The sequence below is a fragment of the Burkholderia sp. Bp9016 genome, from assembly GCF_003857765.1.
Classification (GTDB): domain Bacteria; phylum Pseudomonadota; class Gammaproteobacteria; order Burkholderiales; family Burkholderiaceae; genus Burkholderia.
Genome location: NZ_QTPY01000014.1, coordinates 87,199 through 111,497, shown reverse-complemented (window position 1 = coordinate 111,497; position 24,299 = coordinate 87,199). Strand labels below are relative to the sequence as shown.

Here is a 24,299-nt window from a genome sequence, read left to right as displayed (position 1 = left end):
GGCTAAATAAGGGTTTACATCCGGCTTTACTCGCCGTAGAAGTTCTGCGCCCCCGCAAAGTTATCGAACTTCGTGTATTGACCCAGGAACGTGAGTCGAACAGGCCCGATCGGACCGTTACGCTGCTTGCCGATGATGATCTCGGCCGTCCCCTTGTCCGGGCTGTCCGGATTGTAGACCTCGTCGCGATAAATGAACAGGATCACGTCCGCGTCCTGTTCGATTGCGCCGGATTCGCGCAAATCGGACATCACCGGCCGCTTGTTCGGACGCTGTTCCAGCCCCCGGTTCAGCTGCGACAACGCGATCACAGGCACGTCCAGCTCCTTCGCCAGACTCTTCAGCGACCGCGAGATTTCCGAGATTTCGGTCGCACGGTTCTCGCCCTGCGACGAACCCGACATCAGTTGCAGATAGTCGACGATGATCAGGCCGAGCTTGCCGCACTGACGCGCCAGGCGCCGCGCACGCGAGCGCAATTCCATCGGGTTCAGGCCGCCCGTCTCGTCGATGAAGATCTGCGCCTCGCTCATCTTCTGCACGGCATGGGTCAGCTTCGGCCAATCCTCGTCCGTCAGGCGCCCCGTACGCATCCGGTGCTGGTCGAGCCGGCCGATCGAACCGAGCATACGCATCACCAGCTGGGTGCCCGGCATTTCCATCGAGAACACCGCCACCGGCAGCCCGTACTCGACCGCGACGTATTCGCCGATGTTCATCGAGAAGGCCGTGTTGTGCGTGACGACGAAATCGTCGGTCACATACAGGCGCGACGGATGCGAAACCGAAATGCATTGCGTGGCAGTCCGGCGCGACGGCTCAATCCCGGCGATCACCGGCATCTTGCGGCGCGCGCGCCCGGCCGTCAGCCGCTCGCGCTTGCCTTCGAACAGGAACAGGCTCTGCGGCTCCGGATGGCTGATCGTACAGACGTAAGCCGTCGCGCCTGCGTGGCGCTCGCCGCCAGACACACGCGAAGTCGCCTTTTCCGAAATCGCGCACCACGCGCCAAGCGAGCGCGCCAACTCCTGCACGTCGCGCGCAAGCTGCGCGCTGGCCGTCGAATAGCGCACCGTGCCCCACGATTCGACCCAGCCGTCGGTATCGAGCAGCCCGCGCAGCAGATCGATTCGCACGTCCCTGCATGCATCGAGGTAGCAGCGCGGGATGAATTTGTCGTAGCTGGTTCGCCCCCATACGCCGAGCCGCTCGAGCGCCGCCTTCAGCGGATTGACGTTCGGGCGGACACCCTGTTCCGCGGAGCGCCGCTTGATACGCCAATCGTGCTGGCCCGCATATTCGAGTTCGAGCGTCGCGTCGACCCGCGTACGCATCCGGTTCAGCGTCTCTTCGGCCTTGACGCTGAAGCGCACCGCCGTGCCCCCCAGCGAACCGTCGCCGAGCAACGCGCCGAGCACCCACGGATCGACAGGCAGCGCGTCGACATGCCCGAAATCGCCGGTCGGCATCTCGATCCACAAGCGCCCCTGGTAACGCTGATGCGTCAGAAGCGTCCGGATTTCCGCCGTGCTCAGGATGCGCGGCTTCGTCCATTCGCGGTAGTGGACGCACCACAGATGTTCATCGCAGCACTCGGCCGAACGACCATCCGAGAAGCGGACACGATAAACCTGCCGTTCGCCTTGCGGGTAGATACCCGTGACCATCGACGGCGCGCCGTCGACCGATGCGAGTGCGTCACCGATTGCCAGCTCGCCCACGCGCTTCCAGCCGGTCAGCGTCTTCACACGGGCATCCAGCGGCTGCGCCTTACCCATCGACGGGCGCCCCGCGACGATGATCAACTCCCCGCCATGCATGCCCGAGGTCATTCTGTCGAGGTCGACGAAGCCCGTCGGCGTTCCCGTGACGTCGCTCGGGTTGGCAGTGTGATAAAGCGTGTCGATGCGCTCGACCACCTGCGTGAGCAGCGGACCGATTTCGAGAAAGCCCTGATTGCCGCGCGCGCCTTCTTCGGCGATCGAGAACACCTTCGACTCGGCCTCGTCCAGCAGCTGGCGCACTTCCTTGCCCTGCGGATTGAACGCATCGGCCGAGATTTCATCGGCGACCGACACGAGCCGGCGCAGCACCGCGCGATCGCGCACGATCTCCGCATAGCGGCGGATGTTCGCGGCGCTCGGCGTGTTCTGTGCGAGTGCGTTCAGATACGCGAGCCCGCCGACGTCGTCGGCCTTGCCGGACGTCGTCAGCGCTTCGTAGACGGTCACGACGTCGGCCGGACGCGTCGACGCGATCAGCCGGCCGATGTGCTCGTAGATGATCCGATGGTCGTAACGATAGAAGTCGCCCTGCGACAGAAAGTCGGCAATCCGGTCCCAGGCCGCGTTGTCGAGCAACAGGCCGCCGAGCACCGACTGCTCGGCTTCGACCGAATGCGGCGGGACTTTCAGCGATTCGATTTGAGGATCTTGCGGCGCGTTCATGGGTTGGGATTATCGCGAATTACACAGGACGACGCCATACCGGCCGCCAGCGATGCGGCAATAAAAAAGGCAGGCCCCGGTTGCCCGGGCGCCTGCCCTTGTCCGGACGACGGAGGCCGCCCGGAAAGCTTGCGTACGCTTACGCGTGGTCGCCGATCACGTTGATCGTGACGTCGACGATGACGTCCGTGTGCAGCGCGACCTGAACGACGTGCTCGCCGATCATCTTCAGCGGGCCTTCCGGCATGCGAACTTGCAGCTTCTCGACTTCGAAACCTGCCTTCTTCAGCAGATCCGCGACGTCGCCGTTCGTGACCGAGCCGAACAGACGGCCGTCGACGCCCGACTTCTGCGTGATTTCGAACGACTGGCCGTTCAGCTTCTCGCCGACTGCCTGCGATGCTGCCAGCTTTTCAGCGGCGACCTTTTCGAGTTCAGCGCGGCGAACTTCGAATTCGGCGATCGCTTCCTTCGTTGCACGGCGAGCCTTGCGGTTCGGGATCAGGAAGTTGCGAGCGTAACCGTCCTTGACCTTGACGATATCGCCGAGGTTGCCCAGATTGGCGACTTTTTCCAACAGAATGATTTGCATTCGAATTCTCCTTATTGCGTCGCCTGATTACGCCTTGTGCTGATCGGTGTACGGCAGCAGCGCGAGGAAACGCGCACGCTTGATCGCCGTGTCCAGCTGACGCTGATAGTGCGCCTTCGTACCCGTCAGACGAGCCGGCGTGATCTTGCCGTTTTCGCCGATGAAGTCCTTCAGCGTTTCCGTGTCCTTGTAGTCGATCTGCTCGACGCCAGCGGCCGTGAAACGGCAGAACTTCTTGCGCTTGAAGAGCGGGTTTTGTTGCTGACGACGCTTGTCGAATTTCTTACCAGTCGGGCGGGGCATGATTTCAGTCCTTTCCAATGTCCTGCAATGCTGTGATGTGAAACACCAAGGTTCTCGCGTTGCGGCTTTTCTTTGCCAGGAAGCCCGTGAACAGCGTTTCGACGCCCATTTCACGACGCTCCAGCTTGCCGCTCGCCTCACCGGCTGCCACCGCCTCGATCGTCATTTCGACCTGACGGGGAATGCCTGCTTCGACGACTTCCGTGCGGTGATGCAACGTGGCGCTTGCGATCGGAACACCTGCCGGCGTATATCGCACCGGCGCGCGTTCGACGACGCTTGCCGTCAATTGCAACCTGTTCACGTGAGTGACGCGCTCCTTGATGGCTTAATGAATGACGAACTTAAGCCTGCGCTTCGGTCGGCTGAGCTGCAGCCGCCTTCTTGGCTTCTTCGCGCTGAACTTCCTTCATCATCGGCGACGGGCCGGTTTCGGCCTTCTTCATCTTGACGATGAGGTGACGCAGCACGGCGTCGTTGAACTTGAACGCGTGTTCGAGTTCGTCGAGCGTCGTCTGGTCGCACTCGATGTTCATGCAGACGTAGTGAGCCTTCGCGAGTTTCTCGATCATGTAGGCCAGTTGGCGACGGCCCCAGTCTTCGACACGGTGGATCTGGCCGCCGTGCGTCGTGATCGTGGTCTTGTAACGCTCGATCATCGCGGGCACTTGCTCGCTTTGATCGGGGTGCACGATGAATACGATTTCGTAATGACGCATTACACACTCCTTGTGGATTAAAGCCACCCGGGCGTCTGTACCGGTGTGGCAAGTGAGAAGCCGAAGATTCTAACCCGTATACGGGGAAGGTGCAACACCGATCGACGATTTCCGACCGGATTCGGCCATGTTTTCAAAGACTTGAGCGAGCAAAGGGCGGCAACGGCAGCCCGCGCATCGGCAAAAGAAACGGGGGCTGAACATCACGGGCGCAATTCGACGCCGGCGGCCAGCCGCTCGGTTACTCGCTGCGCACCCCGCCCAGCCGCGCGTCGAGCGCTGTCCTGAACGCCGTCAGCGCCGACGGCTCGGCGTCGGTCACCGCCCACCACGTCATCCCCGCAGCGTCCCAGCGGTCGAGCGCATAACCCTGCGACACGGTCGCGTACGGCGCCAACGCCTGCCCTTCGCCGGCCGGCCGCACGTACACGTCGATCACGTGCTGCCGGTAACGGTAGACGAGCACCGCGACGCGGCGGCGCCCGACGTAGTCGAGCCGCCCGCCTGCGAGCGGAAAGCCGCTCGCGGACAGATCCTCGACCGGCGGCGCATAGTCGAGCCTGCCGTTGAACCACGGCTTGACGGTATGCCGGTCGGTCGAGATCACGTCGATGTCGCGCGCCGACAATCCGGCGCGCACATGGCTCGCAACGAGTTCGTCGACCGTTCGATCCGTTTGCGCGTGGCGCGCGGACAGCGCCATTCCGCCCGCCGCCGCGACTGCGACCAGCAGTGCCACGCCCCAGCCGAGCCCGGGCAGCGCAGCGACGCGCGGCCCCGTGCCGACGGCCGCCGGGCGAGCCGATTCGCCACGACCGCCTGGCCAGGAGAACCAGCGCCGCCCGCTCGGCCCGGGCTGCCGCGCAGTGTCGGGCTCCGGCTCCACGGCGGACGACCCGCGCGCCGCCGCGTCGCCCGCTGCCGGCAGCGCGGCGAGGATACTCGCCCGCAGCGCATCCGGCGCCCGATGATAGTCGGCCTGCCGCACCGCGCGTCCCAACGCGACGATCCGTTCGCGTTCGCGGCGGCATGCGTCGCAACCGTCGACGTGCCGCTGGACGCGCAGCGCATCGGGCGCCGACAGTTCGCGGTCGACATCCGCGTCCAGCAACGCTCGCGCTTCGTTACAGTCCATCGCTCGCCTCCGCTGCGGTTCCGCCCGCCGACGCCCGCGCCGGCTTGCTCGCGCCCGCCGGCGATCGCTCGTCGCCCAGCAACGCGGCCAGCCGGCGCCGACCGCGCGCGAGCCGCGACATCACGGTGCCGACCGGCACGTCCGCGATCGCCGCGATCTCGCGGTAACTCAAATCCTCCATCTCGCGCAGCACGAGCACCTCGCGGTATTCGGGCGGCAACTGCACGAGCGCCGCATTCACGCGCCGTGCACTTTCGCCGCGCAGCAGCTCGGCGAGCGGATCCCCGGTCGCCGGTTGCCAGTCGTCGGGAACGCCGGCGTCGTCGAGCGTGTCAGGCAGCGCGACTTCGTGCGCGTGGGTCCGGCGGCGCCACTCGGTGTACCAGGTGTGGCGCACGATCGTGAGCAGCCATGGCCGCGCGTTGTCGCCGCGGCACCCATCGACGAAGCGCAGCGCGCGCATGCACGCGTCCTGGACCACGTCGTCGGCGTCGCCCGCACTGCCGCTCAGCCAGCGCGCCAGGTTGTACGCGGCGTCGAGGTGAGGCAGCACGAGCGCGCGAAACCGCTCGGCGCGCGCCAGTGCATCGTCCGCCCGCTCATCGACCGCCTGTCCGGCTTGCCCCACATGGCCTCCCTGGTCCCTGCGGCCGAAGCCGCTCCCGCTCCCGCGCGACGCCCGGACAGACGGACGGACCGGCAGCATGCGCGCTCGATGACCTTACCGCCGTCGCATCGAGTTTATTCCCGCGAAAAGCCGGTGAAGCCCAAAAAAAACGGCGTTGCCGCAGCCGTTACGGCGTGCTGCTCCAGTAACCGGGACGCGCATATGCATCGCGCAGGTAGTCGATGAAGTAACGCACGCGAGCGGGCACGTAGCGCTGCTGCGGGTAGACCGCGAGGATGTCGTAGTCCGGCAGCGCGTATTCGTCGAGTACCGTCTCGAGTTGGCCCGTTTCGAGCTGCGCGGCGATTTCCCAGGTCGAACGCCAGCCGAGTCCGAGGCCTTCGGCGACCCAGCGGTGCAGCAGCTCGCCGTCGTTGCAGTCGAGATTGCCGGCCACGCGCATCGTCGCGATCTTGCCGTGGCGCTGGAAATACCAGCCGCGGTTCTGGCCGCCCTGCAGGTTGAACGCGAGACAGTTGTGCTTGAGCAGGTCATCGAGCGACTTCGGCCGGCCGTGCCGGCGGAAATACTCGGGCGTGCCGCACACGACGCGCCGGTTCGACGCGAGCTTCACCGCGACGAAGTTCGGATCGACCGAGCCGCCGATCCGGATCGACAGATCGTAGCCCTCGCGCACGAGATCCACGACGCGATCGGTCAGGTTGAACGACAGCTGCATCTCGGGCTTGTCGGCCAGGAACCCGGGCGCGTGCGGCGCGACGTGCTTGCGGCCGAACGCGGCCGGCGCCGACACGATCAGGTGCCCGCTGACCGCCCGGCGCCCCGCGGCCAGTTCGTTTTCGGCCTGATCCCATTCGGACAACAGCCCGCGGCAGCGTTCGAGAAACGCGGCGCCCTCCTCGCTGACCACCAGCCGCCGCGTCGAGCGGTACATCAGCTTCACGCCGAGGCGCTTCTCGAGCGCGTCGATGCGCCGCCCGAGCACCACCGGCGACACCCCCTCCTCGAGCGCGGCTGCCGCGAGGCTGCCCGCGTCCGCGACCCGCACGAACGTCTCGATCTGCTTGAAGCGATCCATCTGCTGTCTCCGTCCCGGTTCCGACGCTGGCGGGAAACCCCGTCCGGTCGTCATTCCATACTTTTAGTTTCGAAATAAGCGACTTGAGCTGATCTTATCAAACCTTTCCCGCAACCCTAAAGTGTCTCCAACAGACCGATTCGCAAGATCCCACCATTCAAGGAGACATTCATGGCCAAGATGAGAGCCGTCGACGCAGCCGTACTCGTGCTCGAGAAGGAAGGCATCCAGACCGCGTTCGGCGTGCCGGGCGCAGCAATCAACCCGTTCTATTCCGCGATGCGCAAGTCGGGCGGCATCAGCCACGTGCTGGCTCGCCACGTCGAAGGCGCGTCGCACATGGCCGAAGGCTTCACGCGTGCCGCACCGGGCAACATCGGCGTGTGCATCGGCACGTCGGGCCCCGCCGGCACCGACATGATCACCGGTCTCTACTCCGCATCGGCCGACTCGATTCCGATCCTCGCGATCACGGGCCAGGCACCGCGTGCACGCCTGTACAAGGAAGACTTCCAGGCCGTCGACATCGAGTCGATCGCGAAGCCCGTCACGAAGTGGGCCGTCACCGTGCGCGAGCCGGCGCTCGTGCCGCGCGTGTTCCAGCAGGCCTTCCACCTGATGCGCTCGGGCCGTCCGGGCCCGGTGCTCGTCGATCTGCCGATCGACGTGCAGCTCGCCGAGATCGAGTTCGACATCGACACGTATGAGCCGCTGCCGGTCTACAAGCCCGCGGCCACCCGCGCGCAGGTCGAGAAGGCGCTCGCGATGCTCAACGACGCGGACAAGCCGCTGATCGTGTCGGGCGGCGGCGTGCTCAACGCGGCAGCCGAAGACCTGCTCGTGCAGTTCGCTGAAACGATCGGCGTGCCGGTGATCCCGACGCTGATGTCGTGGGGCGCGATTGCCGACGACCACCCGCTGATGGCCGGGATGGTCGGCCTGCAGACATCGCACCGCTACGGCAACGCAACGATGCTCGCATCCGACTTCGTGCTGGGCATCGGCAACCGCTGGGCGAACCGTCACACGGGCAGCGTCGAGGTCTACACGAAGGGCCGCAAGTTCGTGCACGTCGACATCGAGCCGACGCAGATCGGCCGCGTGTTCGGCCCGGATCTTGGCATCGTGTCCGACGCGAAGGCCGCGCTCGAACTGTTCGTCGCCGTCGCCCAGGAATGGAAGGCCGCAGGCAAGCTGAAGGACCGCAGCGAGTGGGTCTCGGAATGCCAGGAGCGCAAGCGCACGCTGCAGCGCAAGACCCACTTCGACAACGTGCCGGTCAAGCCGCAGCGCGTGTACGAAGAGATGAACAAGGTGTTCGGCCGCGATACCTGCTACGTCAGCACGATCGGCCTGTCGCAGATCGCCGCCGCGCAGTTCCTGCACGTGTTCAAGGCACGCAACTGGATCAACTGCGGCCAGGCGGGCCCGCTCGGCTGGACGATCCCCGCAGCGCTCGGCGTGCGTGCCGCCGATCCGCGCCGTCCGATCGTCGCGCTGTCCGGCGACTACGACTTCCAGTTCATGATCGAAGAGCTGGCCGCCGGCGCGCAATTCAAGCTGCCGTATGTGCACGTCGTCGTGAACAACTCGTACCTCGGGCTGATCCGCCAGGCACAGCGTGCATTCGACATGGACTACTGCGTGCAGTTGGCATTCGACAACGTGAACGCACCGGAGCTGAACGGCTATGGCGTCGATCACGTGGCGGTTGCCGAAGGCCTCGGCTGCAAGGCGCTGCGCGTGTTCAAGCCGGAAGAAATCGAGCCGGCGCTGCGTCAGGCGCAAACGCTCGCGGAAGAGTTCAGCGTGCCGGTGGTCGTCGAAGTGATCCTCGAGCGCGTGACGAACATTTCGATGGGCACCGAGATCGACGCGATCAACGAATTCGAAGAGCTCGCCGAAAAGGCCGAGCACGCGCCGACCGCGATCTCGATGCTCGACTGATCCGCACGACATTTTTTGACTGACCGACCGAAGAGGCTTAGCTCATGCCGAAGTTTGCTGCAAACCTGACCATGCTGTTCAACGAGGTGCCGTTCCTCGACCGCTTCAAGGCGGCCGCCGACGCGGGCTTCGACGCCGTCGAGTTCCTGTTCCCGTACCCGTATGCGAAGGAGGAACTCGCCGAGCGGCTCGAAACGCACCGCCTGCGCCTCGTGCTGCACAACCTGCCCGCCGGGAACTGGGACCAGGGCGAGCGCGGCATCGCGTGCCTCCCCGATCGCGTCGGCGAGTTCCAGGAAGGCGTCGGCCGTGCGATCGAGTACGCGAAGGCGCTGAAGGTGCCGCAGCTGAACTGCCTCGTCGGCATCCCGTCGGCAAGCACGGCGCGCGACAAGACCTTCGTGACGATAGTCGACAACCTGCGCTTCGCCGCCGACGCGCTGAAGCGCGAAGGCATCCGTCTGCTCGTCGAGCCGTGCAACAGCTTCGACATCCCGGGCTTCGCGCTGAACCGCTCGTCCGAAGGGCTCGACGTGATCCGCGCGGTCGGCTCGGACAACCTGTTCCTGCAGTACGACATCTATCACATGCAGCGCATGGAAGGCGAACTGGCCGCGACGATCGAACGCAACCTCGCATCGATCGGCCACGTCCAGCTCGCGGACAACCCGGGCCGCAACGAGCCGGGTACGGGCGAGATCAACTACGCGTTCCTGTTCGCGCTGCTCGACCGGCTCGGCTACGCCGGCTACGTCGGCTGCGAATACAAGCCCCGCACCACCACCACGGAAGGGCTCGGCTGGCTGCAAAGCGTCGCCGGCTGCGCACCGGGCTCGGCGCGTCGCGCCGCCTGAGATCCGCCCTTCCCGCATCCGCCCCTACAAGGAGACTTTCACATGGCAACCATCGGTTTCATCGGCCTCGGCATCATGGGCGCGCACATGGCGCGCAACCTGCTCAAGGGCGATCATCAGCTCGTCGTGAACGGTGCGTTCCCGGTTCCGGACGACCTGTGCGCGAGCGCCAAGGTCGTCGCGAACTCGACCGAAGTCGCGCAGAACGCCGACATCATCATCTCGATGGTCCCGGACACGCCCGATGTCCGTAACGTGCTGTTCGCCGACGACGGCGTCGCGAAGGGCCTGACGGCCGGCAAGCTCGTGATCGACATGAGCTCGATCTCGCCGCTCGACACGCAGGCATTCGCGAAGCAGATCAATGCACTCGGCTGCGACTACCTCGACGCACCGGTATCCGGCGGCGAAGTCGGCGCACGCGAAGCGACACTGACGATCATGGTGGGCGGCCCGGAGAAGGCGTTCGAGCGCGCGAAGCCGCTGTTCGAGAAGATGGGCAAGAACATCACGCTCGTCGGCGACAACGGTGCGGGCCAGACCTGCAAGGTCGCGAACCAGATCATCGTCGCACTGAACATCGAAGCGGTCGGCGAAGCGCTGCTGTTCGCCGCTCGCTCGGGCGCCGATCCGGAGCGCGTGCGCCAGGCGCTGATGGGCGGTTTCGCCGCATCGCGCATCCTCGAAGTGCACGGCGCGCGCATGACCAAGCGCACGTTCGATCCGGGCTTCCGCATCGAACTGCACCAGAAGGACCTGAACCTCGCCCTCGACGGCGCACGCAAGCTCGGTCTCGCACTGCCGCACACGGCAAGCGCGCAGCAACTGTTCAGCGTGTGCGCATCGCACGGCGGCAAGGCATGGGATCACTCGGCACTCGTGCGGGCACTCGAGATCATGTCGAACTTCGAAATCGGCCAGACGCCGGCCGCATAACGCGGATGCAACGACGCGCGTTTCGCCGCAATGGCGAACGCGCGCGACGAATACACGCGAACCGGCTCGCGGCCGGTCGCATCGATGCGCGTGCACTCGCGCATCACGGTGGGGCGCCCCGCCGCGCATTGCCAAGCGCGTGCGCGACGGGGCGAAAAACGCCGCTCTGGGCTGAGAGCGGCGTGGTGGGGTCCGCAGCGGCACCCGGCGGCGCCGGGGAAGCCTTGGTCGGTCAGACGTCGTCGTCGGGTGTCCGCCTGTCGGATTTCGCGTATTACACTTCTTTACGTTCGTGCGTGCGATTTTTCATGCAATCGTCGCGATGAACGCCTACACTTTCGCCACGCCTTTCGAGAAATCCGCCGCGCTTGCGCTCACCTTCGGTGGCCGCGTCCAGCGCGGTGTTTTTTTCGCCACTTCACGGCGCGTTTTCTTTTCAACCACCTAGGGAGTGCAGCGATGGGTCTTCTTTCGTTTATCAAAGAGGCGGGTGAAAAACTGCTGGGTCATGCCGACGAGCAAGCGGCAGCCGATCCGAATGCCGCGAACCAGACCGCGGCCGATGCAATCAAGAATTACATCAGCACGCAAGGTCTCGACACGTCGAACCTGACCGTCGCGTTCGACGGTGCGTCGCGCACGGTCACGCTGTCGGGCAGCGTCGCCGATCTCGACACGAAGGCGAAGGTCAAGGTCGCGGCCGGCAACGTGCAAGGCGTCGCGGGCGTCAACGACGACGATCTGCAGCCGGACGATCCGCAAGTTCAGTACCACGACGTGAAGTCGGGCGACACGCTGTCGGCGATCGCCAAGGAAGTGTATGGCGACGCGAACAAGTACCCGGTGATCTTCGAGGCGAACAAGCCGATGCTGTCGAGCCCGGACCGGATCTATCCGGGCCAGAAGCTCGTGATTCCGCCGCAGTCCTGAGCATTCGCGCAGCACTGACGTAAAAAGGCAGGCCATCGGCCTGCCTTTTTTACTTCGTGCGACAGCGCTTCATTTCATGCGCCATGCACGCCACCCGATGGGCGGCCATTGGTTACAGCGTGTCGAATGCGCGTTGCAGCGCGTCGCGGCCCTGAATGCCGTTCGCGAGCGCGAGCATCAGCAGCACGCGCGCCTTGAACGGGCTCAGCGACCCGGCGCTCACGAAGCCGAGCGCATCGTCGTTCGCGGCGCCGTTACGCATCACGTGGCCCGAGCCGACGCGCGACGCGCGCACCACGACGACACCCGCATTCACCGCGTCGGCGAGGGCCGCCTGCAGCGTCGCATGGATCGACCCGTTGCCGGTGCCCCCGACGACGAGCCCGCGCACGCCGGCCGCGACGAGCGCATCGACGGCCGTGCGCGTCACGCCCGCATAGCTCGTGACGATTTCGACCGGCGGCCACGCAGCGGCGATCGCCAGTTGTGCATCGCGCGAACGCGTGACGCGGCGCGCGAATTCGACGCGGCCGTCCTGCACCCAGCCAAGCGCACCGAGCTCCGGCGTCTGGAATGCGTCGACCGCATAGGTGCTCGTCTTCACGACGTCGCGCGCGCCGTGGATCCGGTTGTTGAACGCGACGAGCACGCCCTGCCCGCGCGCGGCCGGATGAGCGGCGACCGTCACTGCGTTCAACAGGTTCAGCGGGCCGTCGGACGACAGCGCAGTGGCCGGCCGCATCGCGGCGGTCAGCACGACGGGCTTGTCTCCGGTCACGACCAGATGCAGCGCGTACGCGGTCTCCTCGAGCGTGTCGGTGCCGTGCGTGATCACGATACCGTCGATGTCCGGATCGGCCATCAGCGCATCGATGCGCGCGGCGAGCGTGTTCCAGAGCGGCAGCGCGAGATCCTTGCTGTCGATGCTGGCGGTCTGCTCCGCGTCGACGCGCGCGACCGAGGCGAGGGCCGGCACCGCGTCGAGCAGGAAATTGACGCCGAGCGCGCCGGCCTGATAGCCGGCGGTGCTGGTCGCGTCCGGCGCTGCACCGGCGATCGTGCCGCCGGTGGCGAGTACGGCGATGCGCGGCAGGGCTGCCGCGGACGGGGGGAAAGCGGGGTTCGGAGTATTCATGGCCGCGATTGTAATGGCTCACGGCCGGCATCCGGTAGGGCCTGCGTGCAGTATCGCCGGCTCCCGCCGCGCATCATGGTTTGTCCCGATCGCCGGCACGCGCCCGCCGTCAACGATCGCGCCGCCCGCGGCGTTATAGGAAGGCCGTTTTGGTGTTTTCACGTTGATTTGCCATAATCGGAGCGCGCGGCGCGATGCGGCCCTGTTCCCGTTGCGCCGGGTTTCGTGACGGCGTCGATATAAAACGCAATTCACCCCATGGGAGTGTCGAAATGAAAATCCAATCGCTCGTAGCCGCAGTGCTTCTCGGCGGCATGCTGGCTTCCCCGGCTTTCGCCGCGAACAGCCAGCAGGACAAGATGAAGGCCTGCAACACCCAGGCAGCCGGCAAGACGGGCGACGACCGCAAGGCGTTCATGAAGGACTGTCTGTCGGCCAAGCCTGCGAAAAAGATGACGCAGCAGGAAAAGATGAAGGCCTGCAACACCCAGGCCGCCGACAAGAAGGGCGACGACCGCAAGGCGTTCATGAAGAGCTGCCTGAGCAACCAGCCGGCCGCCTGAGCCCCGGCGCTCCCGTCTCGAATGCCGCGCACCGCTTCGGCGGGCGCGGCGTTTTTGTTTTCGTTGCATACGCATCGACGCGTGCGAGCTGGCGGCGGATGCGTCGCCACATCGGCCGAACGGTGACAACTGCGCCGCCGCACACGCCCACACACACGCCTCCGTCTTCCCGCCCCCTTCCCCGGCACGCCGTGCGAATGCCGACACGCGATGCGGCAATTCGCCGCGTTTTCTTCTATGATGGCTGCAACGCGGCCCATTCAAGTACAAGACGCGCCATCGGGCCGCCCTCGGACGAACGCGCACGCCGCGTCAAACGGAGGCATGGATGGCATGGAGACAACACCGCTGGTTCCGCCGCTGGGTGATCGTGATCGTATTCTGGGCCGTGCCCGTCGCGATCGTCGCCGTGCGCGAGATCCGCGAGGAAATGGCGTACAACAAGGCCGATCTGCAGCTCGCCCTGACCACCTGGCAGCTCACCGACGCGCAGCAGGCGGCCGGCGCCGCCGCGAAGTGCCATGGCGATCCTGACGAAGCGCACGCGGCAGGTTGCCCGGCCGACGTGCTCGCGGCCAATGCGGCACGCCAGCAGGCGGCCCGCGACGAATACGTGGTGCGCCGCAACACGCTCGCCGGTTATCTGTGGCATGCATTCGTCGGCTACTGGGTCGTGCCGGCCGCATTCCTGTTCGCGTGCGGTGTGGTGATCGCGCTGATCCGACGCGCGCTGCGGCGCCCGCCGATCAAGCCGCCGGTGCCGCCCGTCCCGCACTGACGCTGCGGACCCTGCCCGCGCCCCGGTCTTTCCTTGCCCGCCGCCGACCGCACGCGCGACGCGCTGGCGTGCGTGCACCGATCCGTCCGTTGGCGTGCCGCGACACCCTAAAACGATTTGACGCTTTTTCACGCCTGAACGAAAAGGGGTTGTAATCCACTGTGATATAACTGCCGACGTGATCCGCTCCTTGAGCGAGACTCACTCCGAACATCATCCGATGGAGAAGAACGATGCAAAAACGGAATCTTGTGCTGAAAGCCGCCGCTGCACTCATCGTCGGTAGCCTCGCGCTCACCGGTTGCACCACCACCCCCGACAAGCCCGACAACGCCGCGACCAACGCGTCGAAGCGTCAGGCGATCGATTCGAGCGTCGACGCCACGCTGTCGCGCATGTACTCCACGGTCAAGGGTTCGCGTGAACTCGTCGCGAAGTCGCGCGGCGTGCTGGTCTTCCCGGACGTGATCCAGGCCGGCTTCATCGTCGGCGGCCAGTCCGGCAACGGCTCGCTGCGCGTCGGCGGCAGCACCGTCGGGTACTACAACACGTCGTCGCTGTCGGTCGGCCTGCAAGCCGGCGCGCAGTCGAAGGCGATCGTGTTCCTGTTCATGACGCAGGATGCGCTCGACGAATTCCGCGGCTCCGACGGCTGGGCAGCGGGTGCCGGCGCCTCGGTCGCGCTCGTGAAGATGGGCGCGAACGGCGCGGTCGACACGACCACGGCCACAGCACCGGTCCAGGTCATCGTGCTGACGAACGCCGGCCTGATGGGCGACGTGTCGATCAACGGCACGAAGGTCACGAAGCTGAAGATCTGACGCGGCGCCAGCCTCGCCCGTGCGCACCGCGCGCGAGCGGCAGACAAACGGCGATGTCCTTGCGGGCATCGCCGTTTTTTCATGTGCGCGCGCAGCGGCTCAGGTCGTCGAGTCGATCACCTTGAAGCGCGAGCGCTTCTGCGCGCGAATCAGCGCCTGGTACACGTCGACGTACTGCCGCGCCATCCGGCGCGACGTGAAGCGCTCCTCGAAGCGTTGCCGCACGCGTGCGCGCGGCAGCAGGTGCAGTCGGTTCACGGCGGCCACCGCGCTGATCTCGTCCTCGACGATGAAACCCGACACGCCTTCGTCCACGACTTCCGGCACGGCGCCGCGATTGAACGCGATCACCGGCGTGCCGCACGACATCGCCTCGATCATCACCAGCCCGAACGGCTCCGGCCAGTCGATCGGAAACAGGAGCGCATGCGCGCCCGACAGGAATTCGGCCTTCTGGTGGTCGGCGATCTCGCCGATGTACTCGACATGCGGCAGCGCGAACAGCGGCTTGATCTCGCGCTCGAAGTACTCCTGGTCGGCTGCGTCGATCTTCGCGGCGATCCGGATCGGCAGCCCGCACTGGCGCGCGATGCGAATTGCCGTATCGACCCGCTTCTCCGGCGAAATGCGGCCGAGGAACGCGAGATAGCGCGGCTCGACGGGCTGCGGCAGGTACATCGTCTCGGGTAACCCGTGGTAGACGGTCGTCAGCCACTTCGCCTGCGGCAGCGGCTGGCGCTGGGAGTTCGAGATCGAGATCACCGGCGCGGTGTTGAATGTGTCGAACACCGGCTGCTGCTCGGGCAGATCGAGCCGGCCATGCAGCGTCGTGACGAACGGCGTTTCCTGGCGGTTGAAGACCGAAAACGAGTAGTAGTCCATGTGGAAATGGAGCACGTCGAAGTCCTTCGCGCGGCGCGCGACCGTCTCCATCAGCAGCATGTGCGGTGCGACCCGGTCGCGGATCGACGAGTCGAGCCGCAGCGCGCGCGGCCATACCGGTTCGAGCTTCGCCCGCGTCGTCGAATCACCACTCGCGAACAGCGTCACGTCATGACCGAGATCGACGAGCGCCTCGGTGATGTAGGACACGACGCGCTCCGTGCCGCCGTACAGCTTCGGCGGCACGGATTCGGTCAGCGGGGCGATCTGGGCAATTCTCATGATCCACGTCTCCTGTGTCCTCGATCGGGATCGGCGGCCGCGCTCGCGCGCCCCCCATCCCGTGCAGAGCGGGCCGGCATCGCGCCGGCCGGATATCCCATTATTATTCGCGATCCCGATGCCCGGTAGCGCCGGTCTTGCATTTTATGGGGGTTGTTACAGACAGGATACATTCCGCCGGGTGCCCGCCCGTGCGGCGCCGATGCGGGCGCACCGCCCCGCCTGTCCCGCCCGCCGCGACGATCCCGGCCAGCCTGGAAGTGCCCGTCAGCGCGACGGCCACTTCCACGGCGGCAGGTCGCGCGTGTCCGCGTCGACGAGCACGGTCGCGCCGAGCTGCTTGTCGATCACCAGCGACTCGCAGCCAGCCTCGCGCTCGAGCGTCGCGATGAGCCGCGCCGCATGCGACACGACGAGCACCTGCGAGCGCTGCGCGGCTTGCGCGATCAGACGGCCGAGCGCCGGCAGCAGATCGGGATGCAGGCTCGTTTCCGGTTCGTTCAGCACCATCAGCGCGGGCGGGCGCGGCGTCAGCAGCGCGGCCGCGAGCAACAGGTAGCGCAGCGTGCCGTCCGACAGCTCGTGTAGCGTCGCGCGCGCTTTGGCACCGTTTCGCGACCGTTTTAACACTCCACCGCAACGGCCGTTCGCGCCGGTATTGACACCGCCCCACCTAGAATAGCTCGCCCTGGATCGTAGGCACGGGCGGCGTCCAACCATCGCCGAGTTGGTCCGCAAGCCGCCGCCGTGCGCGATTCCGGACAGCCCGCAGTAGCCGTTCCGCTTCGGCAGCCGGGATTGGATTCGTATGTCCCTGGGGCTGTCCGGCATGTTCCGGACAGAGATCGATCGAGTCGAAGTATCCCTTGCCGCCCACACGGAAATGGATGCCACCGACCCTGTTGGCATGCTCCAGGCAGAGCGGCATATCGCATGTGAATGGCGCGGTGGCGGCCTTGACGAGATACCTACCGTGCTTGTTTGCCGCGAACCCTCCAACCGGCCAACCGAACCGATGGTCGCAGAGCAATGTCGCCGGCGACAGGCAGTAGAAGCATCGCTGATTCATGACCGATTTCGCGCCTCAATTGACACTAGAACAGGCCGCCGCTGTCGACCGCGTTCCAGTTCGTGATTACCAGCTCACCGCTCGTATCCGGCCGGCCGTGCCGGTTGGCGACCGAGTAGCGAATGTCCAGCTCGAGCATGTGGAAACCCTCGAATACTCGCCGGATGTCCGGGTGGTCATTGATTGAGACCATGACCTTTCCCTTCGCTCCGCGCATCAGCTCGGCCATCGCCTCGTACTCCCCGAACTCGAACGGCACGCCGTAGCCCTCCGTCTGCCAGTACGGCGGGTCCAGATAGATGAACGAATGCGTCCGGTCGTACCGCTGCACACACTCGCGCCAGGGAAGGTTCTCGACGTGCGTTCCAGCCAGCCGCAGATGAGCCGCTGAGAGCTGCTCCTCGATGCGCAGTAGGTTGACGGATGGTGATGTCGTAGCCGTTCCAAAGGTCTGGCCGGCTACCTTCCCGCCGAACGCGTGATGCTGCAGGTAGAAGAACCGCGCAGCGCGCTGAATGTCCGTCAGGGTTTCCGGCCGGATCATCTGCTGCCACTTGAACACCTGCCGGCTACTGATCGCCCACTTGAACTGGCGAACGAACTCTTCCAGGTGGTGCTGGACGACGCGGTACAGGTTGACCAACTCGCCGTTAACGTCATTGATGACCTCGACAGGTGCCGGCACCGGCCGAAGGAAGTAAAGTGCAGCACCGCCGCAGAACGCCTCGACATAGCATTCATGCGGCGGGAACAACGGAATCAGCTTGTCTGCCAAACGGCGCTTGCCGCCGAGCCACGGAATAATCGGTGTTGATTGCATTTATTGGCTAATCGAGTCCGGCCGTGATAGCCTTCGTCCGCCTCTGCAGGGGTGACGTGGCCTTGCCGGATTCGCAGTGCACTCTGCGGGTACGGGACGTGCCTGGTGCGTCAACACCAGGCACGTCGCCGCGTCCTTTTCTTACTGCGGCCAGACGATCGCGGCCAGAGCCGCTTCGTCGCCGGCCGCCGCGATCTGGCTCTTGAGTTGCGTCGCGATCTGATAGGCGGCCGGCTGGCGTGCGGCGGCGGCCATCGCCAGTCCCACCATCCCATCTGCATCGAGCATCACATCGACGCCATCAGCCGACGTCCAGATCGCCGTATACGGCTGCTCGGCCAGCTTCGCAACTGTCGCGAGCTGCGCCATGGCGGCAATCTGCGTGATCGACCCAGCGTCGGCGTTGAAACGGTTATCGCCGTACTGGAACGGCGATGCCAGGACGTCGGCACGCTTCGCGTCGACGGCCGCGACAGCCGCCGCGCGTGCCGCGACGATGTCGAACGCCCAAGCCGTCCCGTCCCAGGCGTAGTAACCGTCGGGCTTCTGCTGCTCGGTGAACCCGGCCGGCATGTCACCGATCCCATCCCATGCGGCAAATCGCGCATCCGAAGCGCCGAACTCATATCGGCTTCCGTCAGCGATCCGATAGACCGCCGTCGACCGCCAGTCCCTGACAATTTCCCACGTGCCGCCGTCGATCGAGGTCGCGCGCGCGACGCTTCCGGACGGCGCTTCAGGCGCGGCTTCGAGCATGGCGAACGCCGGAACCTGGCAGTCGCCAGCCGGCCCGATGTACGCGACGCTGCTGCCCGCGTAGACCAGAGAGTTCGGATCAAAGTGATGGACGGCCACGGCCTCTTTGCTTTCCATACAGCCTCACATAACTCGCATGATGAACACGTAGCCGGTGCCGCGCTGGCGTGTTTCGGTGCCGCCCGCACTGTTGATCGTGACCGTGTGATCGTGATCGGGGGCGGCGCTGGTGTTGAAATTGTGGAAGTGCGAACCGGCGGCCGGAATCGCATGCTTGTGGTCCGGAGCTGGCAGAATGTCCGCCGAATCGCCGGAGCCAACAGCCTGCTCACTACCACTGTTCGTCGTATCGCCGCCCGTGATTGAACCGACATACGGAGGCTTCAAGAGGCGCGAGAAACCATCCGGAGCCGGGTTCCACGCGCCGGCCGCGCCAGTCTCGCCTCCGTGGTCGTGGATGCCCTGAGAATCCGTCGAGCCGGTATGCGCGTGTCCACCGGCCGCACCGGTCGAAGCCACGTGAATGTGCGGCAGCATGTCGCCGGCGAGCCAGTCGCCGATCGCCGCACCGCGAACGCCACGCCCGAGATCGGCACCATAGATTGCTTCGCCGCGCAGGTCCGGCAAGCGGATCGTCGCTGCGCCATCGCCGCGCGAAAACTTCGTTCGATGGACCGTCGAACCAAGCCATGCAGCATCGTCGACGACGACACCGCTACCGAGCGCGAACGATGTGATCGTCGGGTAGTCCGACCGGAGAACGGTCTGTCCCATCGCGACGACGAAGTTCGACGGAATCTTGTCTGGTGTGCCGATGAACGGAACGGGAACGCCGATCGGCATGCCGGCGCGATTCGACAGCGCGAGGATCGCCATCAGTAACTGCTGCCCATCGCCTTTCACAAGGTCAATGCCGGCCGCCTCGATCGCATTACAGAGGTTTTCCTGGACGTCGTTTGCCCAATCGGCTGTCACCCATGTTGCGTCACGGCCGCTAAGTGCGTCGCCCTTAAAGAAAAAGCCCGGTACTCCAGCGCCCTCGGCAATCGGCTTCTCGGTTACAGCAGTGGGATGATCGATGCGATGCATGGCCTCTCCATAAGGCTTATCGTCAATTGTTCGTGGTGGTTTGCGGCGCACCACCCGATGCATTTTCGAGTGCCAATACGCGCGCCTCTAATGCCGCCACCCTGGCGCGCATGTACGCAGCCTCCCATACGGCACACTCGCCGTAACGCAGGGCCAGCCGTTTCCCTACAGGCTGTTGAACCTCCACCGTCTCTTCGACGTCCTCCATCACGGGGACGGCATACATCATTGGACGCATTTCCGTCCGGAGTTCGGGATTCCCATCCTTATCCTCTACGGGGTCGCCGTTCTCGTCCATGACTGGAACAAGTTGCTCCCAGAGCACCGCTTGGCCGTGCTCATCGACTACAGGCGTCATTTCCACAACGCCAATTTCTTGTTGGATGACCTTCTTCTGCAGCGTCGGAACGCCATCCACCAGTTCGATCACGTCGACAGTTTCATCGATCGTTGTCATCTTCTGACGCTTGACCGTCTGCGTGGTGCTTACCGCCTCAGTGATTTCGTCTTCGCACCAGAAGCCATACTTCGATGCATCAAGCCCATGAGCGGCGAATACAGCCTGAAGTGCTTGCGCGATATAACCTGAGTGGTAACGAGCCTTGTCTGCGCCCTTCGAGGCGATCGCGTCGTTGAGCTGGTACACGACCTGTTTCGCATTGCCCCATGCCGTCAGTTCAATGTCGGTGAATGCGCCATCAACACTACGGAGCGCCTTAACGTTCCCGTCCGACGTTTCGATCGTTCCGGATGACGCTCGAACAACGGTCCAGAGAAAGTTCGGAAGACCCAAGGCGCGCACGTTGTTTTGAGACGGATAGAAGTCTCCGCCGCAGGTGACCTTGAGTGCGCTGAGGGCCATCGTACCGGCGCCATTTGAACCTGCCGCCCCGCCTGTTACGGAAATCTGTCCGTCATAGGCGTTGCTAAAGCCACCTGACTGCATGCGAATATTTCGACCACTCGGCGCTGCGGCCTCGCGCGTCCCGATCTCTAGATCGCCGGTGTAGCTCCAGCGAGCCGACAGATAGCCATTCGTCGGGTTGATGAACTGCAGGCCGTATCCGGTACCGTAGTATTGGTAGCCAGTTTTCCCTGTCGTCGACCGGTAGTAGACGCCAATGTCCTGCTCTTGGCTCACAAAGCCGTAGCGGAAATTCCCGCGAATGACGACGCCGGCTTGGTTTTTGTAATAGCCGGCCGTGCCCTCGGTCGGTGCTGCAACGACCAGTCCCCGCACGCAATTGGTCGTGTCATCGAGAGTCGCAGACGAGTCCCCCAGCTGATTCCGCACCGAAATTTCGCGGCCGATAGCTTGTGTCGCTGACCCATCCAACGTGAGATTGATAACGTCGTTGCCACCCCAGATCTTGTCGAAAGCGATCGTCAAGCCGATCATGTCTGCGGGAATGACAGCCGACGTTCCACCCTTCGCACGCCACTCCAGCACCCTCAGCTCAGAACCATCGGCACTCCAGTCCTGCAGGATGCCGCAGCACCGCGTGGCGTGCCCGGTATAGATCACCATTCCGGGTAGCAGACGTTTAACCGTGTCGGGGTCGAGCGCACCAATCGTGGCGGTCGTAGCCGTATATGTGGCTGTTGCGGCATTGACTACGGGCGGCATTGAATAGGCTGCTGAGACTAGCGCGACTGCATCACGTTGCGCATAGTCGGCCATTTGCTGCGTCGATGAAACGCCCAGCACTGCAGCTGTCTTGTCAGCCGTCGTGCCACCGACCGTGAAGCTAGCGCCGCACGCTTGATCGAGCGTGCCGAGCGGAAAGCGCTTGGTTTTGCGAAACCCATCCCGCACGACGGTCCCGGTGAGATTGTCGATATTGTCGACATTGGCACCTGGTTTAAGCACCCATACAACATCGCGCCCGCGAGGGTTCACCGGCCTTGGGAGCTTGTAGTTGTCAGCTGGCACCTCGATAACAACCGTCATCGGGTGAGGAACCGCGTTATATGGCGGCGGCACATTGTCGATAGCGGGAGCGTTTTGAGCAGCCGCCGAGAACATCGGCTCGTGATCCAATGGATCGCCCGGCCAGTCTTTCACCGACACGATCTCGATCAACTTCTTCTCGACGGGTCGCGCCCCAGCGCCGCCTTCCGGCCGGGTGAAACCGTTGTATCCCTTGATTCCCCATGCTGCGACGTCTTCCACCGTCGATTGGAGCAGCCCAGTGCCACGACTCATCGGGACAATTTCGCTGCCGAACAGATCGCCAGCCTCTGCCGACGAACCCTGACCGATCGCAGCCGTACTGTCCGCTGCGCTGTCGGCTGCTTGGCTGGCCCGGTCGGCCGCATCGGTTGCTACCTGGGCTGCCTCGACGAGATCCTCTGAGACAGGCACATACGGTCCAACGAACTTAGCCACGTCTTCGAGAGTACCTGCCCAGTTCGTACCATCTCCTACGATCGGCAAAATGTCGTCGGCCTTGAACTGGAGGCGTCGTTTAGTCTTCGAAAGCTTGGTCGTCGCCATATCAGCTGAAATCCCAGTAGTCGTTTTCTTCAGTCATCAAGAAGCCTTCGCTGTCTTCGTGGAGCAGCAACGCGGGGTCGCCGTCATAAACGAAGTGCAGGACGGTATGCGCCGGCTTGATGCGCTGTAGTACCGATTCAAGAAGCGCGTTCGGCAGGTCGGGGGTTTGCGCGGGCGCGGTGAGCCGCCACACAAACATCCAGTCGTCGCCGTAGAGTGGTTGACCGATCGGAGTGCCGATTCGGTATGGATGAAACTCGGTGAGGCTCGCGCTGAAGCCCAGACGCAACGCCACGAACAGGAAGTAGTCGCGATCGATTTCGCCGGTCTCGCGAAGCCGTTCCAGGACCATCGCGAGACGCACGTCATCGGATTGATCGGGGCCGAGCGCAGGCTCTGGTAGGCTCAGAACACGTTCCCAATCGGGAAGCATCGCCACGTCGCCCTCGGGCGTCATCGCATCGAGGCTCGCGATGCCGCTTGCCTGCGCATCGTCGAGCACCTTTCCTTCTGCCGCGAGGCTGGCGCTGATGTTTGGTTGCGTCGCGTCGTAACTGACTGGCGGAAGCAGTAGCGCGAGGAGTTCGGCGTGCGTCATCACATCGGCTCCACATCGATACTGCCGAAGCGAAGCCATTGGACGCGGGTCGCGTCAACGATCGCCGGCACGTTCGATGCCGGCGTGACGATCTCCCGATCGATAACGCCAGCAGCCTCCGAAACGATCGATTCCAACCGCGACTTGATCGCGCTTGCACCCGGAATCAGTGCGGCGTAGTAGCTCTCGAACTGCGGCGTGATCGCGTCGACGAGTGCATCACGCGTCACTCCGCTCCACGACGCTTTGATGAGGTGGTCGACGAGAATGATGTCCGGCGAGAAGACGAGCGCAGCACGACATGCAGCCGGCCGCTTCATGTCGATGTTGAACTGCGCGGCCGCGATCTCGTCAGCGCTTGCTGGGCCGTTTCCGCTGATGACAACAATGTCGACACGGCCGACCGCGACGCGATGCGGAAACACATACGCGGCAGTAATGCCAGGAACCTCCATGGCCCAGATGCGGTAGTCCGATGCTTTCCCGGCGCCGGGCGGGTTCCTCAGTCTGTCGAGCAGACGATCACGCAATTGATCGTAGGTTTCGGTTTCCAGACCGCCTGTCATCGTGAGCAATGTCGCCTCACTCTGTACGCCGGATGGAACCGTCATCAACTGCACCTGAATTGGCTGGATGATGTTCGCATCCGAACCGGTCGCGGTCGCAGCGACGGTCACGACGAGCGTGCCGTCTGTGGCAATCTTTCCAGACGAGGTCGTCGCGCACAGCACCGCGCCGACGTTGAACTGCAAACCTACAGGAACAGCCGTGCCAGGTGTGCCTGAGACGCGCATGGTGCCGCTCGCCGCAACTGCGGACTTCAGCGACATGTTGTACGTGGCCGCATGACGAAGCAGCATCTCCGGATCAGCCGAGTCGATGAAGATTTGCTTCGTCTGCCATTGCTGGTACGAATACAGACCCTCGACTGCGCTCGCGGTGCCGCTCGCGCGCACGTAGTGGTCGGAGTCCGATCCGGTATCTGCGTCGGGAAGCTGGTTTTTGATTTCCCGGAGCTGGTCGCTCCGGATCTCGTCGAGCGTCTTGATCGTCGCGGCCATCAGGACACCTTCACCGGATGCTTGAAATGCTGGATGGAGCCGGTGGCGTCGGTGACTGCGATCAGCAGCGCCATCCAACCCGGCTGGGAGTCTGCGGTGGATATCTCGATGGCCGTTGCGCGGCGATCGTCGAGAAGCCGCTGCAGCGCCTGCTCGCAATACTGGATGGCGAGACGGCGCACACGCGGCGTGTCTTTCTCGCGCTGCAGTTCGTGGAGGCGTGACCCGAGCGTGTCATCGGCCCAATACGAGCCGAATGGAGTTTCGAGGCAGAGATAGACCGCGTTCGCGAGCGATTGCGTTCGCGTGCCGTCGTAGTCTCGGGTGGTCGGATTGAGAAGCGCGTCCATGCGACGATTGTCGTTAGCATGGACGTTGC

At 64.4% G+C, this 24,299-nt stretch carries 25 protein-coding genes and 1 pseudogene; 8 read left to right on the top strand and 18 right to left on the bottom strand.

All coding sequences use genetic code 11. From position 1 onward, the window contains the following. Window positions 1-26: 26 nt before the first annotated feature. The 8 genes from dnaB to DIE13_RS18570 all read right to left on the bottom strand — a co-directional run bounded on the left by dnaB (window position 27) and on the right by DIE13_RS18570 (window position 6,902). The gene (gene dnaB / locus DIE13_RS18605) at window positions 27-2,447 is read right to left on the bottom strand and encodes a replicative DNA helicase (RefSeq protein WP_124828514.1); all 2,421 of its coding nucleotides are present in this window, start codon (window positions 2,445-2,447) and stop codon (window positions 27-29) included. Window positions 2,448-2,586: 139 nt separating this feature from the next. Next, window positions 2,587-3,039, bottom strand: a complete 453-nt coding sequence (gene rplI, locus DIE13_RS18600) for a 50S ribosomal protein L9 (protein ID WP_124828513.1) — start codon at window positions 3,037-3,039, stop codon at window positions 2,587-2,589. Window positions 3,040-3,066: 27 nt separating this feature from the next. Continuing rightward, window positions 3,067-3,342: a 30S ribosomal protein S18 gene (gene rpsR, locus DIE13_RS18595; RefSeq protein ID WP_006486248.1), complete on the bottom strand. Its 276-nt coding sequence runs from the start codon at window positions 3,340-3,342 to the stop codon at window positions 3,067-3,069. A 4-nt stretch (window positions 3,343-3,346) separates the two neighbouring features. Further along, the gene (gene priB, locus DIE13_RS18590) at window positions 3,347-3,646 is read right to left on the bottom strand and encodes a primosomal replication protein N (RefSeq protein WP_031399239.1); all 300 of its coding nucleotides are present in this window, start codon (window positions 3,644-3,646) and stop codon (window positions 3,347-3,349) included. Window positions 3,647-3,686: 40 nt separating this feature from the next. Beyond that, the gene (rpsF, locus tag DIE13_RS18585) at window positions 3,687-4,061 is read right to left on the bottom strand and encodes a 30S ribosomal protein S6 (RefSeq protein WP_006755436.1); all 375 of its coding nucleotides are present in this window, start codon (window positions 4,059-4,061) and stop codon (window positions 3,687-3,689) included. A 241-nt stretch (window positions 4,062-4,302) separates the two neighbouring features. After that, window positions 4,303-5,196 (bottom strand): anti-sigma factor family protein, encoded by an 894-nt coding sequence (locus DIE13_RS18580; protein WP_124828512.1) that lies wholly within the window; start codon window positions 5,194-5,196, stop codon window positions 4,303-4,305. Then, window positions 5,186-5,824 carry an RNA polymerase sigma factor gene (locus DIE13_RS18575; protein WP_233409975.1) on the bottom strand — a complete coding sequence of 213 codons (639 nt, stop codon included), beginning with the start codon at window positions 5,822-5,824 and terminating at the stop codon, window positions 5,186-5,188. Before DIE13_RS18575 ends, DIE13_RS18580 begins: the two co-directional genes overlap by 11 nt. A 166-nt stretch (window positions 5,825-5,990) precedes the next feature. After that, complete coding sequence (locus DIE13_RS18570) at window positions 5,991-6,902, bottom strand: LysR family transcriptional regulator (RefSeq protein ID WP_124828510.1); 912 nt, start codon at window positions 6,900-6,902, stop codon at window positions 5,991-5,993. Between the two features lie 171 nt (window positions 6,903-7,073). Between DIE13_RS18570 and gcl the strand changes: the two genes are divergently transcribed. The 5 genes from gcl to lysM all read left to right on the top strand — a co-directional run bounded on the left by gcl (window position 7,074) and on the right by lysM (window position 11,569). Then, on the top strand, window positions 7,074-8,849 hold the full coding sequence (gene gcl / locus DIE13_RS18565; protein WP_124828509.1) for a glyoxylate carboligase: 1,776 nt from the start codon (window positions 7,074-7,076) through the stop codon (window positions 8,847-8,849). Between the two features lie 44 nt (window positions 8,850-8,893). Beyond that, on the top strand, window positions 8,894-9,703 hold the full coding sequence (gene hyi, locus DIE13_RS18560) for a hydroxypyruvate isomerase (protein WP_011657073.1): 810 nt from the start codon (window positions 8,894-8,896) through the stop codon (window positions 9,701-9,703). Window positions 9,704-9,745: 42 nt separating this feature from the next. Continuing rightward, entirely contained in the window at window positions 9,746-10,639 is an 894-nt protein-coding gene (locus DIE13_RS18555; RefSeq protein ID WP_124828508.1) for a 2-hydroxy-3-oxopropionate reductase, read from the top strand. Between the two features lie 322 nt (window positions 10,640-10,961). Next, the gene (locus DIE13_RS33450; RefSeq protein ID WP_260435059.1) at window positions 10,962-11,087 is read left to right on the top strand and encodes a hypothetical protein; all 126 of its coding nucleotides are present in this window, start codon (window positions 10,962-10,964) and stop codon (window positions 11,085-11,087) included. An 11-nt stretch (window positions 11,088-11,098) separates the two neighbouring features. Further along, complete coding sequence (gene lysM / locus DIE13_RS18550) at window positions 11,099-11,569, top strand: peptidoglycan-binding protein LysM (RefSeq protein ID WP_096503069.1); 471 nt, start codon at window positions 11,099-11,101, stop codon at window positions 11,567-11,569. Between the two features lie 112 nt (window positions 11,570-11,681). Here lysM and DIE13_RS18545 read toward each other — a convergent pair whose 3' ends face one another. After that, window positions 11,682-12,704: an asparaginase gene (locus DIE13_RS18545; protein ID WP_124828507.1), complete on the bottom strand. Its 1,023-nt coding sequence runs from the start codon at window positions 12,702-12,704 to the stop codon at window positions 11,682-11,684. A 272-nt stretch (window positions 12,705-12,976) separates the two neighbouring features. Between DIE13_RS18545 and DIE13_RS18540 the strand changes: the two genes are divergently transcribed. The 3 genes from DIE13_RS18540 to DIE13_RS18530 all read left to right on the top strand — a co-directional run bounded on the left by DIE13_RS18540 (window position 12,977) and on the right by DIE13_RS18530 (window position 14,866). After that, complete coding sequence (locus tag DIE13_RS18540) at window positions 12,977-13,267, top strand: PsiF family protein (protein ID WP_124828506.1); 291 nt, start codon at window positions 12,977-12,979, stop codon at window positions 13,265-13,267. 328 nt (window positions 13,268-13,595) lie between these two features. After that, window positions 13,596-14,045: a hypothetical protein gene (locus tag DIE13_RS18535; protein WP_162826239.1), complete on the top strand. Its 450-nt coding sequence runs from the start codon at window positions 13,596-13,598 to the stop codon at window positions 14,043-14,045. A 233-nt stretch (window positions 14,046-14,278) separates the two neighbouring features. Then, window positions 14,279-14,866, top strand: coding sequence for a YSC84-related protein (locus DIE13_RS18530; RefSeq protein ID WP_098556119.1), 588 nt, complete (start codon window positions 14,279-14,281; stop codon window positions 14,864-14,866). A 99-nt stretch (window positions 14,867-14,965) separates the two neighbouring features. Here the strand turns inward: DIE13_RS18530 and DIE13_RS18525 are convergent, their stop codons facing one another. The 9 genes and pseudogenes from DIE13_RS18525 to DIE13_RS18485 form a co-directional block, all read right to left on the bottom strand. Further along, complete coding sequence (locus tag DIE13_RS18525) at window positions 14,966-16,030, bottom strand: glycosyltransferase family 4 protein (RefSeq protein WP_124828505.1); 1,065 nt, start codon at window positions 16,028-16,030, stop codon at window positions 14,966-14,968. Window positions 16,031-16,297: 267 nt separating this feature from the next. Next, window positions 16,298-16,615 (bottom strand): annotated as a pseudogene (locus tag DIE13_RS18520) (AAA family ATPase); the annotation flags it as partial. 509 nt (window positions 16,616-17,124) lie between these two features. Then, complete coding sequence (locus DIE13_RS18515; protein WP_124828504.1) at window positions 17,125-17,919, bottom strand: DNA adenine methylase; 795 nt, start codon at window positions 17,917-17,919, stop codon at window positions 17,125-17,127. A 141-nt stretch (window positions 17,920-18,060) separates the two neighbouring features. Next, a complete protein-coding gene (locus DIE13_RS18510; protein ID WP_124828503.1) occupies window positions 18,061-18,792 on the bottom strand; it encodes a DUF4376 domain-containing protein in 732 nt (243 codons plus the stop codon). Between the two features lie 6 nt (window positions 18,793-18,798). Next, window positions 18,799-19,764, bottom strand: coding sequence for a phage tail protein (locus tag DIE13_RS18505; RefSeq protein WP_124828502.1), 966 nt, complete (start codon window positions 19,762-19,764; stop codon window positions 18,799-18,801). 22 nt (window positions 19,765-19,786) lie between these two features. Beyond that, window positions 19,787-22,261 (bottom strand): tail fiber domain-containing protein, encoded by a 2,475-nt coding sequence (locus tag DIE13_RS18500; RefSeq protein WP_124828501.1) that lies wholly within the window; start codon window positions 22,259-22,261, stop codon window positions 19,787-19,789. Window position 22,262: 1 nt separating this feature from the next. Then, window positions 22,263-22,859, bottom strand: a complete 597-nt coding sequence (locus DIE13_RS18495; RefSeq protein ID WP_185731209.1) for a putative phage tail protein — start codon at window positions 22,857-22,859, stop codon at window positions 22,263-22,265. Next, a complete protein-coding gene (locus tag DIE13_RS18490; protein WP_124828499.1) occupies window positions 22,859-23,920 on the bottom strand; it encodes a baseplate J/gp47 family protein in 1,062 nt (353 codons plus the stop codon). The genes DIE13_RS18495 and DIE13_RS18490 overlap by 1 nt, the downstream gene beginning before the upstream one ends. Further along, entirely contained in the window at window positions 23,920-24,270 is a 351-nt protein-coding gene (locus DIE13_RS18485; protein ID WP_124828498.1) for a phage GP46 family protein, read from the bottom strand. Before DIE13_RS18485 ends, DIE13_RS18490 begins: the two co-directional genes overlap by 1 nt. Between the last annotated feature and the right edge of the window lie 29 nt (window positions 24,271-24,299).